13 protein-coding genes, 1 tRNA gene and 2 riboswitches are annotated in these 16,415 nt (G+C 64.5%); of the genes, 10 read left to right on the forward strand and 4 right to left on the reverse strand.

Features of this window, described 5'->3' with window-relative positions; translation table 11 throughout:
• The first annotated feature begins 14 nt into the window (after positions 1-14).
• Positions 15-1,217 (forward strand): FAD-dependent monooxygenase, encoded by a 1,203-nt coding sequence (locus CIT39_RS22195; RefSeq protein ID WP_094972144.1) that lies wholly within the window; start codon positions 15-17, stop codon positions 1,215-1,217.
• Positions 1,218-1,242: 25 nt separating this feature from the next.
• On the opposite strand, the gene CIT39_RS22200 is transcribed toward CIT39_RS22195, so the two are convergent.
• Entirely contained in the window at positions 1,243-1,671 is a 429-nt protein-coding gene (locus CIT39_RS22200) for a twin-arginine translocation pathway signal (RefSeq protein WP_094972145.1), read from the reverse strand.
• 176 nt (positions 1,672-1,847) lie between these two features.
• On the opposite strand from CIT39_RS22200, the gene CIT39_RS22205 reads away from it, so the two are divergent.
• Positions 1,848-1,936 (forward strand) — tRNA-Leu (locus tag CIT39_RS22205).
• Between the two features lie 26 nt (positions 1,937-1,962).
• Here the strand turns inward: CIT39_RS22205 and CIT39_RS22210 are convergent.
• The gene (locus tag CIT39_RS22210; RefSeq protein WP_094972146.1) at positions 1,963-2,523 is read right to left on the reverse strand and encodes a hypothetical protein; all 561 of its coding nucleotides are present in this window, start codon (positions 2,521-2,523) and stop codon (positions 1,963-1,965) included.
• Between the two features lie 564 nt (positions 2,524-3,087).
• Between CIT39_RS22210 and CIT39_RS22215 the strand changes: the two genes are divergently transcribed.
• The 4 genes from CIT39_RS22215 to CIT39_RS22230 are packed head-to-tail and all read left to right on the forward strand — an operon-like array spanning position 3,088 to position 7,445.
• Positions 3,088-3,834, forward strand: coding sequence for a class I SAM-dependent methyltransferase (locus CIT39_RS22215; RefSeq protein WP_094972147.1), 747 nt, complete (start codon positions 3,088-3,090; stop codon positions 3,832-3,834).
• Entirely contained in the window at positions 3,831-4,697 is an 867-nt protein-coding gene (locus CIT39_RS22220) for a glycosyltransferase family 2 protein (RefSeq protein WP_094972148.1), read from the forward strand. Before CIT39_RS22215 ends, CIT39_RS22220 begins: the two co-directional genes overlap by 4 nt.
• Before the next feature lie 22 nt (positions 4,698-4,719).
• Complete coding sequence (gene asnB / locus CIT39_RS22225) at positions 4,720-6,630, forward strand: asparagine synthase (glutamine-hydrolyzing) (RefSeq protein WP_094972149.1); 1,911 nt, start codon at positions 4,720-4,722, stop codon at positions 6,628-6,630.
• 11 nt (positions 6,631-6,641) lie between these two features.
• Positions 6,642-7,445 carry a class I SAM-dependent methyltransferase gene (locus CIT39_RS22230; RefSeq protein ID WP_094972514.1) on the forward strand — a complete coding sequence of 268 codons (804 nt, stop codon included), beginning with the start codon at positions 6,642-6,644 and terminating at the stop codon, positions 7,443-7,445.
• On the opposite strand, the gene CIT39_RS22235 is transcribed toward CIT39_RS22230, so the two are convergent.
• Positions 7,409-8,749, reverse strand: coding sequence for a hypothetical protein (locus CIT39_RS22235; RefSeq protein ID WP_094972150.1), 1,341 nt, complete (start codon positions 8,747-8,749; stop codon positions 7,409-7,411). The genes CIT39_RS22230 and CIT39_RS22235 overlap by 37 nt on opposite strands.
• 312 nt (positions 8,750-9,061) lie before the next feature.
• On the opposite strand from CIT39_RS22235, the gene CIT39_RS22240 reads away from it, so the two are divergent.
• A complete protein-coding gene (locus CIT39_RS22240; protein ID WP_094972515.1) occupies positions 9,062-10,312 on the forward strand; it encodes a multidrug effflux MFS transporter in 1,251 nt (416 codons plus the stop codon).
• Between the two features lie 279 nt (positions 10,313-10,591).
• Here the strand turns inward: CIT39_RS22240 and CIT39_RS22245 are convergent, their stop codons facing one another.
• Positions 10,592-12,202 carry an ABC transporter substrate-binding protein gene (locus CIT39_RS22245; RefSeq protein ID WP_094972151.1) on the reverse strand — a complete coding sequence of 537 codons (1,611 nt, stop codon included), beginning with the start codon at positions 12,200-12,202 and terminating at the stop codon, positions 10,592-10,594.
• A 269-nt stretch (positions 12,203-12,471) separates the two neighbouring features.
• Here CIT39_RS22245 and CIT39_RS22250 point away from each other — a divergent pair, with 269 nt between their 5' ends.
• The 3 genes from CIT39_RS22250 to CIT39_RS22260 all read left to right on the forward strand — a co-directional run bounded on the left by CIT39_RS22250 (position 12,472) and on the right by CIT39_RS22260 (position 16,394).
• Positions 12,472-13,602, forward strand: coding sequence for a M20/M25/M40 family metallo-hydrolase (locus CIT39_RS22250; RefSeq protein WP_094972152.1), 1,131 nt, complete (start codon positions 12,472-12,474; stop codon positions 13,600-13,602).
• A 94-nt stretch (positions 13,603-13,696) separates the two neighbouring features.
• Positions 13,697-13,800, forward strand: a riboswitch (glycine riboswitch).
• A gap of 3 nt (positions 13,801-13,803) precedes the next feature.
• A riboswitch (glycine riboswitch) is annotated at positions 13,804-13,917 on the forward strand.
• Positions 13,918-13,985: 68 nt separating this feature from the next.
• The gene (locus CIT39_RS22255; RefSeq protein ID WP_094972153.1) at positions 13,986-15,287 is read left to right on the forward strand and encodes a D-amino acid dehydrogenase; all 1,302 of its coding nucleotides are present in this window, start codon (positions 13,986-13,988) and stop codon (positions 15,285-15,287) included.
• A gap of 165 nt (positions 15,288-15,452) precedes the next feature.
• A complete protein-coding gene (locus CIT39_RS22260; RefSeq protein ID WP_162308617.1) occupies positions 15,453-16,394 on the forward strand; it encodes an ABC transporter permease in 942 nt (313 codons plus the stop codon).
• The last annotated feature ends 21 nt before the right edge of the window (positions 16,395-16,415 follow it).

Genomic DNA, 16,415 nt, shown 5'->3' on the forward strand with positions numbered 1-16,415 from the left:
TCCATCGGTCAGGGGTGGCGCTCTCCCGAACGATTGTCATCGCCGGTGCCGGCATCGGTGGACTGACGGCCGCGCTCGCGCTCGCAGCCCGCGGCTTTCGCATCGTCGTGCTGGAGAAGGCCGAGCGGCTCGAGGAAGTCGGCGCGGGCCTGCAACTCTCCCCCAATGCCAGCCGCGTGCTGGTCGCGCTCGGCCTCACCGAGCGTCTCAAGCTGCGCGCCGTCGTCCCGGAGGCGGTCTCGATCATGAGCGCGCGGGCCGGTGGCGAGCTGCTGCGCATGCCGCTCGGTGAAGCAGCTTCGGCGCGAGCCGGCGCGCCCTATTGGGTGGTGCACCGCGCCGACCTGCAATCGGCGCTGGCCGGCGCCGTTGCCGATCATCCCGACATCGACCTGAAGCTGGGCGCGACCTTCGAAGACGTCGCGCCTCATGCCAAGGGGCTCACGGTGGTCCATCGCAGCGGCACGATCCGCCGCAGCGATCTCGCCAGCGCGCTGATCGGCGCCGACGGGATCTGGTCGACGGTCCGCCAGCATCTGTTTCCCGAGGTGCAGCCGCGCTTCTCCGGACTGATCGCCTGGCGGGGCACGCTCGACGCCACCCAACTGCCGAAGGACTACACCGCGCGCCGGGTACAGCTGTGGATGGGCCCGAACGCCCATCTCGTCGCCTATCCGATCGCGGGCGGACGCCAGATCAATGTGGTCGCGGTGCTGCCCGGTACCTGGAACAGGCCGGGCTGGAGCACGCCCGGCGATCCGCTGGAGGTGATGGATGCCTTCGCCGCGCCGCGCTGGCCGGCCTCGGCGCGCATGATGCTCGCCACGGTCGACAGCTGGCGGAAATGGGCGCTGTTCGGCGTGCCCGAAGGCTGCCCCTGGAGCAAGGGTCCGGTGGCGCTGCTCGGCGATTCCGTGCACGCGATGCTGCCTTTTGCAGCCCAGGGCGCCGGCATGGCGATCGAGGATGCCGCCGTGCTCGCCCGGCACCTCAGCTTTGAAGCCGCCGAGAGCACGGCGGGCATCAGTGCTGCGCTGACGCAATATGGCCGTGCCCGCCAGGCGCGGGTGCGGCGGGTGCAGCGGACCGCGCGGCAGCAGGGCCGCATCTATCACCTCAGCGGTCCGCTTGCGGCCGCGCGCGATCTTGCGATCCGCGCGCTCGGCCCGGACCGCATGCTGGCGCGGCAGGACTGGATTTACGGCTGGCGACCCTGATGCGAAGCGCCGCGGGCGCCGCGCCTCAGCGCGACGCTTTGCCGGATTTCGAAGCGGGCTTGGCGAACGCCGCAGGCGATAATTGCGTGGCAGGCGGCGTCGCCTCGGGCGGCGATTCCCGGCACCTGTTGCGGCGCCAGGCCTCCTCGGCCATTTGCGACGACCCGCGCACGGCGACATAGTCGTTGCGATAGGCGAGCTCGGACACCACGGCGCCACCGGCCCCGGTCTCGGCCTTCTCCATCAGCCCACGCAACTCGTCGGTGCGTTTGGCGAGCGCCTTGCGCTCAGCCTCCAGCTGCTTGCAGTCGTACAGTTCGTATTTGGCGGGATCGGCAAAGGCCGGCGCGACCGTCTCGGTCATGCTGGCGCAGCCGGACAGCGCGGCGCCGGCCGCAAGCAGCGCAAGGAGCGCGCCGAAGCCGCGCGGCAATGTGAAGAACGAAGCAGCCATGCCGGATGAATAGTCCCCGTGGATTGAGAATGCCTAAAGCAACAACAGATGTCCGGATTGAGGCTTTGCCTTGTGCGCCCGGCTCGCTTAAGGAAGAGCCGTCCCTCCGGGCCCGCGAAACGCGCCAATTCCAGACGGCCGGAGATGGACTTAAGTGTTTGATCTCGTTGGATCAAGCGGGCATGGCGGAATTGGTAGACGCAAGGGACTTAAAATCCCTCGGCGCGCAAGCGCTGTGCCGGTTCGACCCCGGCTGCCCGCACCACGAGATCTGGTGTCGTTCGGCGCCGATCACACGATGCTCGCCTGGCTGCAAGTGACCTGCTTCCCATGGGGCTTGTTGCAGACCCCGGGCACTCTGACTTGATCCGGTTCGAAACTATGGACGGGCTCGCCCGCGCATTTGCAGATGGTCAGGCTCTTGGCGAGGTGGCCGGCGAATGCTTCGGACGAGGTCACGATCACCGCCCCCTCGGGGCCGATCTCCTCGACGAGGTAGCGCGGCTCCTTGCCACCGTCCCTGGCCACCAGGAGCGAGCGAAATCGATCCTCTTCCGGGAAAGTCAACGACGGCCGCGATCCCGGTGGTCCAAACCTGTCGGTTGCCGTGACTGGAGGTGCTCCCAACGCAACTCTCGGGAGGGTCGGCTTCACCTCGCCGATTTCAACGCTCTTTGGGTCCTTGCCCACATCAAGCGCCTCATTCATGGCTTCGAAGATGTCACCGGCAGTGACGACCCTCGATCCATGACCGTCGCCGATGACCACGGCTCTCGTTCCGGCCTTGATCTTGTCGAGCGCCTCCGGAAGTGAAAGCGTCGGCTTCACGCGCCCCAAAACAATCCGCTGCATCGAAAGCCCCTCCCGGAACTCACCGCTGTCACGATCGAAACGTTCTGCGCCGCCGACGACGTCAGCTCACGCCGGGCCTACTTCAAAACCTTTTTTCGCCCATTCCCGGATGCGCTCCTCCGAGACTTCGATGCATGGTGTCGCAAAAGCCGACGCCCGAACCAGCCCGCCTTGTTGAACTGCGGAATCCTGGTGGCGGGCTCCGCCTGCCGACCGTGTCGGATTTTTTCGATGATGTTTTCGCCTTCTGCTTACCGGCCATGCAATCCTCCGGCAGCCGCCATGACCGGCGGCCTTCAAAAAAATGTTCAGCAATCAGCGCAACGTGTAATCGCAACTTCCGGCAATAATCGTCAATAGTACGGCGCCACCTACGTGCCGTCAACCTCAGCGTGTTATACGACCTCACGCACCACCGGTCACGCCTCGGTGGAGGCGCCTTTGCCCGGCGCGACCTCGCCCGTCGGCCGCACGAGCCGTCAACTTCAAGGCGATGACGCCTCACATGTCCTTGAGAAATGGGGCGCTCGCTGCTAACCCGGGCGAGAACGAGGCGCAGGCTCCATGGCTCAAACTTCCTTTCCCGCCCAGTCCACGACGGAAAGCCTGAAAGTCGGGGCCGACACGTATTCGAGCGCGATCGCCGACGCGCAGAACTACATGAACTGGGTGATCGACCAGTTCCGCCCCTACCTGAAGGGCGCGATCGTCGAGGTCGGGTTCGGGCATGGACTCTACAGCAGAGTGCTCGGAGAGCTTGGCGAGTATTGTGGCGTGGACCACGACCGCGAAAGCGTCGAACGCGCCGCGAAGGCGATGCCCGATCGCAAGTTCGCCGTCTGCGACATTCTGGTCCGCGATCAGCTGAGTTCCCTGTTTCCCCAAGGCGTCGATGCGGTCTTCACCATCAACGTGCTCGAGCACATCGAGGATGACGCCACCGCAATTGCCAATCTGGTGCAGGTGCTCAAGCCCGGAGCCCATCTCCTGATCAGCGTTCCGGCTTTGATGCTGCTCTACAACGATCTCGATCGCCTGGCGGGACATTGCCGCCGCTACACCACGGCACGTCTCGCCAGGCTGCTCGCCGATCAACCGGTCGAGCTGATCCGGCTGAACTACTTCAATCCGATCGGCGGGCTTGGGTGGCTTGCCAATCGCCTGAAGCGACATCAGTCGCTGAACGATGCCGCCGTCAACGGGCAGATCGCCCTGTTCGACAAATATGCCGTGCCGCTGTCGCGGGCGCTCGATCCGCTCTCGCGAAGCTTCTTCGGGCAATCCGTCACCTGTATTGCACGCCGCTTATGATCTCAGTCGTCATTCCTGCGCTCAACGAGCGCAACGGCATCGTCGAAACCATCGGTCGAGCCAAGGCGGCTCTCGACGGCGCTCAGCTCACCCCCTACGAGATCATCATCGTCGACGATGGTTCGGCCGACGGCACCGGCGAGCTTGCCGAACAGGCCGGTGCAAAGGTGCTCAGGCATCCCCACAACATCGGCTACGGCCGCTCGCTCAAGGATGGAATTCGCGCCGCATCCTACGACGCCATCGTCATCAGCGATGCGGATGGCTCTTACCCGATGGAAGCGATCCCGGCGCTCGTCGCGCGCTTCAACCAGGGCTTCGACATGGTCGTGGGCGCCCGGACCGGGCCTAACTATCGCGAGTCGATGCTGAAGTCGCCGTTGCGTGCAATCCTCAAGGCGATCGTCGAATTCACCGCCAACCGCGAGATCCCCGACATCAATTCCGGCTTGCGGGTGTTCGGCAGGCAGGTCGCGATCTCCTATTTCGACCATGTCAGCGACCTCTTCAGCTTTACGACATCGCTGACGCTCGCCTACATGATGAACGCGAAGTTCGTCGACTATATCGACATCGACTACAAGGAGCGGATCGGCCGCTCCAAGGTGAACCTGTTCCGCGACTCCATTCGGACCCTGCAATACGTCCTCGAGGCCTGCACCTACTACAATCCGCTCAAGATCTTCGTGCTGCTGGCGATGATGTGCATGGCGCTCGCACTGGTCTCGCTGATCGGCGGCATCATCCTGCAGCTCGTCAGCGCCTTCGTGCTCGGCGTCGGCGCGATCCTGCTCAGCATCCTCGTCGTCGCCATGGGACTGCTCGCGGTGCTGCTGAAGCAGATCATGAATCAGCGACCATGACCTCCCGCGGCGAGCGAACGCGATGTGCGGCATAGCGGGCATCTTTCATCGTGACGGTCGGCCGGCCGACGGCCGCGCGGTTGCGGCGATGTCGGCTGCACTGGTCCACCGCGGGCCGGACGGCGAGGGCAACTGGCTGGACGGCCCCGTCGGCCTCGCCCACCGCCGGCTCGCCATCCGCGATCTCTCCGAGGCCGGGCACCAGCCGATGCTCGATGCATCCGAGCGCATCGTCGTCACCTACAACGGAGAGATCTACAACGATCACGAGTTGCGCAGCGAGCTCGAGCGATCCTTCGGCGTCCGCTTTCGCGGCACCTGCGACACCGAGATCATCCCTTACGCTTATCTCGCCTGGGGCGAGGCGATGTTCGAACGCCTGGAGGGCTTTTTCGCGATCGGCCTGTGGGACCGGCAGGAGCGCCGCCTGATCCTGGCGCGCGACGGCATCGGGATCAAGCCGCTGTATTATTCCGAAAGCAGCAGCCGCGTCCTGTTCGCAAGCGAGATCAAGGGACTTACGGCGAGCGGTGACGTCGCCGCGCGGATCGATCCGGTGGCCCTGCACACCTATCTCGCAGCGGGCCATCCGGGAACGCAACAGAGCCTGTACCAGGACATCAAGCAGCTCCCGCCCGGCACGATGATCGGATTTACCGAGCGCGAGCGGACCGAGCGGCGGTTCTGGCGGCCGGTGCGCGCGCCCGTGATCCGCGACCTCGACGAAGCCGTTGTCCGGCTGCAATCGACGATCGAGACGGTGGTGAAGAGCCAGATGGTGAGCGACGTGCCGCTCGCCGTGCTGCAGAGCGGCGGCATCGACAGTTCGCTGATCAGCCTCACGCTCGGCCGGCTCGGCCTGAAGCCGCCGCTGTTCACGGCCGGCTTCACCGAGAAAAGCCATGATGAAACCGCGGTGGCGCAGCAGATCGCGACCGCCGCCGGCCTGTCGCTCAACGTCATCGACGGGGAAGCGGGCGAGGATGCCGAGGCTGCGCTGCGGGCGGTGGTCTATCATTTCGACGGCCAATGCGCCGACACGGGCGCGCTCGGCTTTTATCATCTGGCGGGTGCAGTCCGCCGGCATTCCACCGTGGTCCTGTCCGGCGACGGCGGCGACGAATTCTTCGCCGGATATGAAACCTATGCCGCGACCATGATGGCTGAGCGCGCGCGCCAATTCGTTCCGCGCAGCCTTGCCGGCCTGACCGGACGCCTCGCCTATGCCTCGGTACGCGGCAACGAGAAGCGGCTTCCGGCGGCGGCGCAACTCGCCCGCTTCGCATTCGGGCTCAGCGAAGCCGGCAACAGCCCTCATCTGCAATGGCGGCGGCTGGTTCCCCGCTTTCTCGCCGAGAAGATCTATGACAACGGGATGGCCGATCTTGCATCGGCCGACCCGTTCGCGGAATACGCCGGATATTATTCGGAGCCGCATGACAACGTGCTGGATCGGGCGCTGATCGCCGACCAGCGCTTCCATCTGCAAAGCGTCCTCACCAAAGTCGATGCCATGAGCATGGCGCACGGTCTGGAAGTGCGCGTGCCGATCCTCGACCGACGGGTCATGGACCTCGCCGGCAGCCTCGACGTCTCGCTGCTCAATCCCTGGCCCAAGGGCGCGCCGAAATATGTGTTGCGCAAACTCGCCGAGCGCCTGGGCATGCCGGGTGAGGCCGCATGGTCGCGCAAGCGCGGCTTCAACGTGCCGATCGCCCAACTGATGCGACGCGGCGGGCTGCGGCCGATCTGCGACCGGGTGCTCGGCCGCGAGGCTGATGTTTTTGCGCCCCTCCTGAAACCGGAGGCGATCCGGCTGCTGTGGAATGCGCATCGCGAGGCCAGGAGCGACAATGCGTTCGCGCTGTGGCCGATCCTGACGCTGGGCATCTGGTTGACGGGGCTTGCCACCCCCTCGGCGCGCCGAGCGTAGTGAGCGGGCGCATGCCGGACCTGAAGGACCAGACGATCAGCGATTTCGGCGAGCAATGGACCGCGTTCCGCGAGAACCCCGGCTATTACGGCTCGGCGGACCTGCTTGCCGATCTGTTCGGTCCGTTGCTTTCGCTCGACGAGGTCAAGGGCAAGCGGATCGCCGACATCGGGAGCGGCACTGGGCGCATCGTCAACATGCTGCTCGATGCCGGAGCGGATCGCGTCGTCGCGGTCGAACCCTCCGATGCCATGCTGGTCCTGAAGGACAACACGGTGGCGCGCGCGGAGCGCATCGACTATCTGCAGGTGCCCGGCGACCGGTTGCCGCCCGATCTCAGGCTCGACTATGTGGTTTCGATGGGTGTGCTGCATCACGTCCCCGAACCGGCGCCGGTGGTTCGTGCGGCCTACGATGCGTTGCGCCCCGGCGGACGCTGCATCGTCTGGCTCTACGGCCACGAAGGCAACGAGACCTATCTGTCGCTAGCGATCCCGCTGCGCAAGCTCACCGTCCTGCTGCCGCACCGGCTGCTGGTGGTGCTGTCGCATGGTCTGGAATGGATCCTGACGGCCTATATCGGGCTGTGCCGTATATTGCCGCTACCGATGCGGTCCTACATGCGTTCGGTGCTGGCGAAGTTTCCGCGCAGCGTTCGCCGCTTGACCATCTACGACCAGCTCAATCCCGCCTACGCGAAATACTACACACGCGCCGAAGCGGAGGCGCTGCTGTCGGATGGCGGATTCGGGGATGTGAGGCTCTACCACCGCCACGGCTATAGCTGGACCGTGTCCGGCACCCGGCCCGCTTGACCGGCGTCGAGCAGCAGCACCCAGAACAACATCAGTGCGCTGACGAGCAGGATGAAACTGTCGTCCAGGGAGGTCCCCACGATCGAGATCAACGAGGGCATCAGGAGACCGACGGTGAGCGCGGCGGCGAGCGCCATGGCCGAAAGATCGACCAGCAGGATCGCGGCATAGAGCGCGAGCTCGAAGAAGGCATATTCCTTGAGGCGCGGCGAGCTGAGATAGAGCGCAAACATCGCCAGCACCGTGATGCGCATCGCCACGCGGGGGTGATCCATCAGCCAGCGATCCAGCCGCCCGGGAAGCGAACCTCCTTCGTGCGCCGGCCGCTTCCCGATCAAGCGCAGGACGGACAGGGCGAATGGTCCGAGCACCAGCGCGGTCGCGGCGACTGCATAGGTTGCGAAGATCGCCGGCTTGCTATCGATCAGGCCCACATGGCCCATCAGATCCCGCGCCAGCAGCAGCAGTGACGGATTGCTCTCGAACAGTTCGACGAGGTGCTGGTCGGGAATCTTTCCGGCCATCGCAAGCTGCCAACTCGCGAACAGATCGGGGTAGGCCAGCCACGATATCAGGATCGGCAAGGCGAAGCTGAACACAGCCATCGCGATCAGCGTCAGCTTGCGTCCGCGCGGCAGCGGCAGGAAGTACAGCGCGGCCAGCACTGGAAGGAACACCAACTTGAACGACATCACGAGGCCGAGCAGCGCGGCGCCGGCGAGGCGCGACGGAAAGCTGCGGTCCTCCGTCGACCCGGACGCAGGCAGAGAAAGCAGGAGCCTCAGCGCGATCGCGGTCAGCACGCCGCTCAGGATCGCGAAATTGCCCGACGCCTGCACCCATTCGAAACCGACGAAGGCGCCGAGCGTGCAGAGCACCCTGAGCCCGACGTCGCGAGCGCCCGGGCGCTTTCGGCCATGCTCCCGGAAACCAAGACCTGGCAAGAGGAGGCCGCAGAGCACGGCGAGGACAGGAAAGATAGCTTTGTGATGAGCGACCAGAATGCCGCCCGCGCAGAAAGGACGAAAGGCCTCCAGCGTCACCGGCAGATAGGGGTAAGAGAGCTTGGTGCCCTTCAGGTTCTTGACGAAGTAGGGATCGAGCCCGCCGGCATAGGCATCCACCGCCGCGCAATTGACGCGGGTGTCCCAGCCATATCTCACATCGAGCACGGCGTCGTTGGCGAGATTGCCAAGCACCAAGAGCGCGGTCAGTGCGATCAGGCAGGCAAGCCAGATGTTTCGCCTCGAAGCCGTGTCGGCCGAGGGCTCCAACCATCGTGCTGTACCGGTGACATCAGACACAATCGGATACCTTGTCTGGTCTGCTTCTCGCGGCGCCAGCGGCGCCTCGTCGATCGGCCGCCACAGTGGACAGGAGGCGTTTCCGTTTCATCCCGCGCGGCCGACCTGCCCCGCCGGCCGCCGATCTTTAGGGAGGGATGGTGAATCACTGGTTTCCGGGCCTGAGCCGAATCCGCGGGTCGGCTCGCGCGGGGTCGGTCTCCTCACCAATTCTTGTCCGCCCCTCCTCCGCCTGCCAGCCATCCCGAAACATGGGTTGTGCAACGCAGCATGAGCGATGGATAAAGTCGCTCAATTTCAGAGGTGAGCTTCTTGTCTGACGTCAATGCCGACGATTGGGTGTCCTCGGGACACCGTCCGATGAGGTTTCCGGAATTCGTCATCGTGATCGCGTCCATCATGGCGCTGAACCCGCTTGCGATGGACATGATGCTGCCGGCACTGCCCAATATCGGAGCAGCCTTCAAGATTCCCGTTGCGAACCATCTCCAGCTGGTGCTGTCGACCTTCCTGATCGGCTTCGGCGCCGGCCAGTTCGTCATGGGTCCGCTGTCCGACCGCTTTGGCCGCCGGCCGGTGCTGCTCGGCGGCATGGCTGTCTATGCGGTGGCGAGCGTGCTGGCGGTCGCGGCACCCTCGTTCGAGACGCTGCTGCTGGCGCGCGCGCTGCAGGGCCTCGGCACCGCGGCGACACGCGTGATCGCGACCTCGATCGTGCGCGACTGCTATGCCGGCCGCCGCATGGCGAGCGTGATGTCGCTTGCCATGATGGTGTTCATCGCGGTGCCCGTGATCGCCCCCTCGTTCGGACAGGCGGTGCTGCTGGTGACGGCGTGGCGCGGCATCTTCGTGGTGCTGATGCTGTACGGCCTGCTCGCGCTCGCATGGAGCGTGTGGCGGCTGCCGGAAACCCTTCCCGAGTCGGAACGCCGGTCGCTGGCGCCCGCCGACGTCCTCGCCGCTTTCCGCCAGACCGTGACCAATCGCCAGACCATCGGCTATGCGATCGCCGCCGGCAGCGTCATGGGGGCGCTGTTTGCCTACGTGTTCTCGGCGCAGCAGGTGTTCACCGGCATCTATCATCTCGGCCATTATTTCCCGCTTGCCTTTGCGGCGGTCGCAGCCGGCGTTGCCATCGCCGGCTTCCTCAATTCGCGGCTGGTCGGGCGGCTCGGCATGCGCGCGATCTCGCACGGCGCGCTGACGCTCTATGCCGTCATCGCCAGCGTCATGCTGGTCACCGAAATCCTGAACGTGCTACCGCTCGCGCTGTTCATGGCACTGTCGGCGCTCATGATGTTCTCGTTCGGCATGATGGTCGCCAATTTCACTGCGCTCGCCATGGAGCCGCAGGGCCACATCGCCGGCACTGCTTCCTCGCTCTACGGCTCGATCACGACGCTGATCGGAATCGTGGTCGGCATGGCGATCGGACAGAGCTTCGACGGCACACTGATGCCGTTCTCGGTCGGCTTCTTCCTGTCGACGATCGCTGCGCTCGCGATCGTGCTGGTGGTGGAGAAGGGACGGCTGTTCAAGCCGCATCATCGCAGCGCCACCTGAGGAACTTGTCGCAGCTCCTGATGTTGTACCGCAGCAATCGAGAGGATGGCGAGATGGAACAAGAGACCAGAGAGGATCGGCCCGGGCGGGAGATCGAACAACCCGCCCGCCGGCGCCCATGGTCCGAAGATCGGCCGGGCAGCAGCCTGCCATTCGCAAGTGAGGGGCTTGAGCAGGTGCGCGGCAGCCACTGCTAGACCAAATCCAGGGATCGCTTCAAAAAAACGGCGCCGCGGTCAGACCCGCGGCGCCGTTCGCATTCACACGCAGGCGTCCGGCCTACTCAGTCTTGTCGATGTTCCAGAAAATCGGCGTCGCCGGGCCGTCGATCACGCCGGTGAGCGACTTCCGCCACGCGCTCGGCGCCTGATACTGGCCGAGCGGGATGTAGATCACCTGGTCGTAGGCTTCTTTCTGTATCTCGGTCGCGATCTTCTTCTGAGCATCGAGTGAGCCAGCGCGGACGAAGTCGTCCTTGAGCTTCTCGATCTTGGCGTCCTCCGCCCAGCCGAACCAGCCGCCCTTCTTGCCCTGGCCGCCAATCGAGAGATTGGAGATCGGGTTGGACACGTCGGCGCTGACCCAGTTGGTGAAGAACATGTTCCAGCCGCCCTCCTTCGGGGGCTTCTGGCTCGCGCGGCGGCTCACCACCGTCTGCCAGTCGGTCGCCTGCAGGTCGACCTTGAAGCCGGCCTCACGCAGCAGCTGGGCCGCCACGATCGGCTGAGCCTTCAGCGTCGTGACGTCGCCCGGCGCCATGATCACGACCGGTGTCCCATCATAACCGGACTCGGCGAGCAGCTTCTTGGCTTCCGCCATGCCGTTGCCCTTGACCAGCGATTCGGAACCGACGTCGGTCGCGAAAGGCGTGTCGCAGATGAAGAAGGCGCCGCAGATCTTGTAGTATTTGGGGTTGCCGATGAGTGCGTCGAGCACGTCCTTCTGGTTCATCGCCAGAAGCGCTGCACGGCGGATCTTCACATTGTCGAACGGCGGATAGAGGAAGTTCATGCGTCCGAGCGTCTGGAAGCCGAACTTGTTCAGCACCTGGACGTTGAGGTCCGGGTTGCCTTCGAGAACCGGAACGAGGTCGAACGACGGGTTCTCGAGGAAGTCGATGTCACCCGATTGCAGCGCGTTCACCGCGGTCTGCGCGTCCGGCATGGTGACCCATTCGACGCGGTCGACCTTCACGACCTTGCCGCCCGCGGTCCAACTCGCCGGCTCCTTACGCGGCACGTAGTCAGTGTTCTTGACGTAGACCGCCTTCACGCCCGGCTGGAATTCCGATGCCACGAACTTGAAGGGGCCCGAGCCGATCTGTTCGGGAATCTGCTTGTCCGGCGGCGTTTCGGCGAGGCGCTTCGGCATCATGAAGGCGACGCGCGACGACGGCTTGCCGATCGAGTCGAGCACCAGGCCGTAAGGCTCCTTCAGCTTCAGCGTAATGGTCTTGGGATCGGTTGCCTCGATGCTGGCGGTGAACTGCATCATCTGCTGGCCCATGCCGTCGACCGCGGCCCAGCGCTTGAGCGAGGCGACGCAGTCTTCCGCCGTCACCGGCGCGCCATCATGCCACTTCAGGCCATCGCGCAGCGTGAAGGTGTAGGTGAGCTTGTCGTCGGAGATCTTCCAGTCCGCCATCTGCGGCTGAATCTTGAAATTCGAATCCGTCGTAATCAGCGTGTCGTAGACCATGTAGCCATGGTCACGCGTGATGTAGGCGGTGGTGAAGATCGGATCGATGATGCGCAGATCCGAATGCATCACCGCGGTGATGGTCTTGCCGGCCGCAAGCACCGGCGAGGCGAACGCCGTTGAAAGCGCGACGACAGACAGCGCGAGTTTGGAGGCGAACGCGCGAGACCCCCGGCGCATGAAGTGCAACATAAAAAGTTTCTCCTGACGTGAAACTGTTCAAAGGCGGGCTATTGATTGAGCATTTGGTTCGTTCTTTGGGCGAACTAACCTCATGCAGCGCCTTTATCTTTCGAGACTTGCAGACCGTGCCGAGCGCGTCAATCCGGTTTCGCTGCAGGCCCAGACGGCAAGCGCACAGGCTCCCAGAAAGATCGGTTTGGCTCTACAACACTCTCCACTCGTCCCGACCGCGGCAATGCAATACGCGTTCCATCTTCCGAAGCTTGAGAGACATTGAGATGAATCCAGCCAATCTTCCTTTCGATTCCGAGACCATGCTCGAAGGTCTGCGCACCTGGGTCGAATGCGAAAGCCCGACCTGGGACGCCGGGGCCGTGAATCGCATGCTCGATATCGCGGCGCGGGATATGGCGATCATGGGTGCGACGATCGAGCGCATCGCGGGCCGGCAGGGCTTCGGCGGCGTGGTCCGCGCGCGCTTTCCCCATCCGAAGCAAGGCGAGCCCGGCATCCTGATCGCCGGACACATGGATACCGTCCATCCGGTCGGCACCATCGAGAAGCTGAAATGGCGGCGCGAGGGCAACAAGTGCTATGGCCCCGGCATTTACGACATGAAGGGCGGCAACTACCTCTCGCTGGAAGCGATCCGGCAACTGGCGCGCGCATCCTTCACCACGCCGCTGCCGATCACGGTGCTGTTCACGCCGGACGAGGAAGTCGGCACGCCCTCGACACGCGACATCATCGAAGCCGAGGCCGCGCGCAACAAATACGTGCTGGTGCCGGAGCCCGGCCGCGCCGACAACGGCGTCACCACCGGACGTTACGCCATCGCACGTTTCAATCTCGAGGCGACCGGCCGGCCGAGCCACGCCGGCGCGACGCTGTCGGCGGGACGCTCGGCCATCCGCGAGATGGCGCGGCAGATTCTCGCCATCGACGCCATGACAACGGAGGACTGCACCTTCTCGGTCGGCGTCGTGCATGGCGGGCAATGGGTCAATTGCGTTGCCACGACCGCCACCGGCGAAGCGCTCTCCATGGCCAAGCGGCAGGCAGATCTCGACCGCGGCGTCGAGCGGATGCTGGCACTGTCGGGCACCAACAATGACGTCGCCTTCAAGGTGACACGCGGCGTGACGCGGCCGGTGTGGGAGCCGGACGCGAGCACGATGGCGCTCTACGAAAAGGCGTGCGCCATCGCCAAGTCGCTCGGCGCCGAGCTGCCGCATGCGAGCTCCCCTGGCGGCTCCGACGGCAACTTCACCGGCGCAATGGGGATCCCTACGCTCGACGGCCTAGGCGTGCGTGGAGCCAATGGCCACACGCTGGAGGAGTATATCGAGGTCGAGAGCCTGGTCGAGCGCGGCCGGCTGATGGCGGGACTACTGGCGACTCTCGCGTGATCGAAGCGCCTTTGCACTGCACAATACCGTGGCAGCCGAGGGCGAAATTTAGCCTTGTCTAAAAATGAGGCGCATCGTACTGCTCGATGGTCCACGCGACGACGCGGGAGAGATCGCAAAGCGGGTTTTGGCCTTCTTTGCGGCGCCGACGGAGCAACCGCCCCGGAAACTCTCAGGCAAAAGGACCGTATCGTCAGGACGATCTGGAGAGAGACGGCATGACGGATCTGGTCGTGACGTCCACCGAAGGGGATAGTCCGGAGCTGACTTCTTGGGGTCGGTGCCGGATCAAGCTCTCAGGTAACCGTGACAGATGGGGCGCCGCCAACGGCCTTTCGGCCAGCGGTTAGCCGTCTTTAACTCACGGGAGCCCCGAACCTATCATGACCCATATCGCGATCATCGGCGCCGGCATCACCGGCGTAACGACTGCCTATGCCCTGCTCGAACGCGGCTACAAGGTGACGGTGCTCGACAAGCACCGTTACGCCGCGATGGAGACCTCGTTCGCCAATGGCGGACAGCTCTCCGCCAGCAATGCCGAAGTGTGGAACAGCGCCGCGACGATCCTGAAAGGCCTGCGCTGGATGTTCCGGCGCGATGCGCCATTGCTGATGAACCCGCGGCCGAACTGGCACAAATATTCGTGGATGAGCGAGTTCGTCGCCAACATCGGCAACTATCGCGCCAACACCATCCAGACGACGCGCCTCGCGATCGAAGCCCGCAAGCTTCTGTTCGAGATCGCGGCACGCGAAGGCATCGAGTTCGATCTCGAACGCCGCGGCATTCTCCACATCTACCACGACAAGAAGGGTTTCGAATCCGGCCTGCGCGTCAACGCGCTGTTGCAGGAGGGAGGCCTCGACCGCCGCCCGGTGACGGCGGAGGAGATCCGCAACATCGAACCGACGCTGCGCAAAGAGTATTACGGCGGCTTCTTCACGCCCTCGGATGCGACCGGAGACATCCACAAATTCACGCGCGGACTTGCCGAGGCCTGCAAGCGTCGTGGCGCGACCTTCGTCCACGAAGCCAACATCGATTCGATCGCCCCAGCCGGCGCTGGCTACGTCATCGGCTGGGCTGATCTTGCGGCAAGCGATGCAGCCGTATCCGCGCGTGGCATGCTGAAGGTGGACGGCGTCGTGGTCTGCGCCGGCGTGGCGAGCCGCCACTTCGCCACTCTGCTCAACGAGCGCGTCAACGTCTATCCGGTGAAGGGCTACTCGATCACCGTGCAGCTCGATACGGCTGCAAGCCGCAACGCGACCCCGACCGTCAGCCTGCTCGACGAGGCCGCCAAGATCGTCACCAGCCGGCTCGGCGCCGACCGCTTCCGCGTGGCCGGCACGGCCGAATTCAACGACTTCAACCGCGACATCCGCGCCGACCGCGTGCAACCACTGGTCGACTGGGTGCGCAGTAACTTCCCCGACGTCGAAACGTCGCGCGTCGTGCCATGGGCCGGATTGCGGCCGATGATGCCGGACATGATGCCGGTGGTGCGCGCGGGCCGGCTGCCGGGCGTGTTCTTCAACACCGGCCATGGCCATCTCGGCTGGACGCTGTCGGCCGCAACCGCGCAGATGATTGCCGCCACCATCGACGGCTGGCGCGGGCTCAACGCACCGTCGACCGTGCCCGCGCTCAGGGGCGAGCACGAGCTACGCCGTGCATCCTGAGTGGTCCCGATCGCACGCAGGGCGGCCCCTTGCTACCGCCCTGCCCTTGGCACACTATTTGCCCCGCAAGGGACGGCTTTTCCGGATGACAGGCGCGCATGATAGATACGACAGATCCGACGGTGGCCTCGCGGCCACCCAAGTTCCGAAGCCGGAGATAGGTGTATGCTAGGTTATCTCATTCGTCGCGTTCTGGCCGCGGTGCCCGTGATGGGCGTCGTCGCGCTGTTCGTGTTTCTGCTGCTGCGGCTGACGCCGGGTGATCCCGCCGCGATCCTCGCCGGCGACAACGCCACCCCGGAGCGGCTGGAGCGCATCCGCACGTCGCTCGGCCTCAACGAGCCCCTGATCGTGCAGTTCATCACCTGGGTGAACAAGCTGCTGCACGGCGATCTCGGGACCTCGCTGATCTCCAACCTGCCCGTCATGAAGATGATCGGCCAGCGCGTCGAGCCCTCGATCTCGATCGCGCTGTCGACCATCATCCTCGCCGTCATCGTCGCCGTTCCCTTAGGCGTGATCGCGGCGTGGAAGCACGGCACCTGGATCGACCGTTTCGTGATGGGGCTGTCGGTGCTCGGCTTCTCGGTGCCCGTGTTCGTGGTCGGCTACATCCTGATCCAGGTGTTCGCGATCGATCTGCGCTGGGTTCCGGTGCAGGGCTTCAAGAGCATCAGCGCCGGTTTCGGGCCGTTCTTCGAGCGCATCATCCTGCCGACCTGCGCGCTCTCCTTCATCTACGTCGCGCTGATCGCGCGCATGACGCGCGCGGCAATGCTGGACGTGCTCGGCGAGGATTACGTCCGCACCGCACGCGCCAAAGGCATCAACGAGGTCGCCGTGATGATGCGGCATGCGCTGCGCAACGCGGCCGTGCCTGTCATTACCGTGATCGGCACCGGTTTTGCGCTCCTGATCTCGGGCGTCGTCGTTACGGAGAGCGTGTTCAACATTCCCGGCATCGGGCGTCTCACCGTGGATGCGGTGCTGGCGCGCGACTATCCGGTGATCCAGGCGATGATCCTGCTGACGTCGCTGATCTATGTCGTCGTCAATCTTCTCATCGACGTCGCCTACACCCTGCTTGATCCCCGGATCCGGTACTGAGGCAAGGATTTAAGGACAAAC

Origin of the sequence: Bradyrhizobium symbiodeficiens (genome assembly GCF_002266465.3) — a bacterium.
Lineage (GTDB): Bacteria > Pseudomonadota > Alphaproteobacteria > Rhizobiales > Xanthobacteraceae > Bradyrhizobium > Bradyrhizobium symbiodeficiens.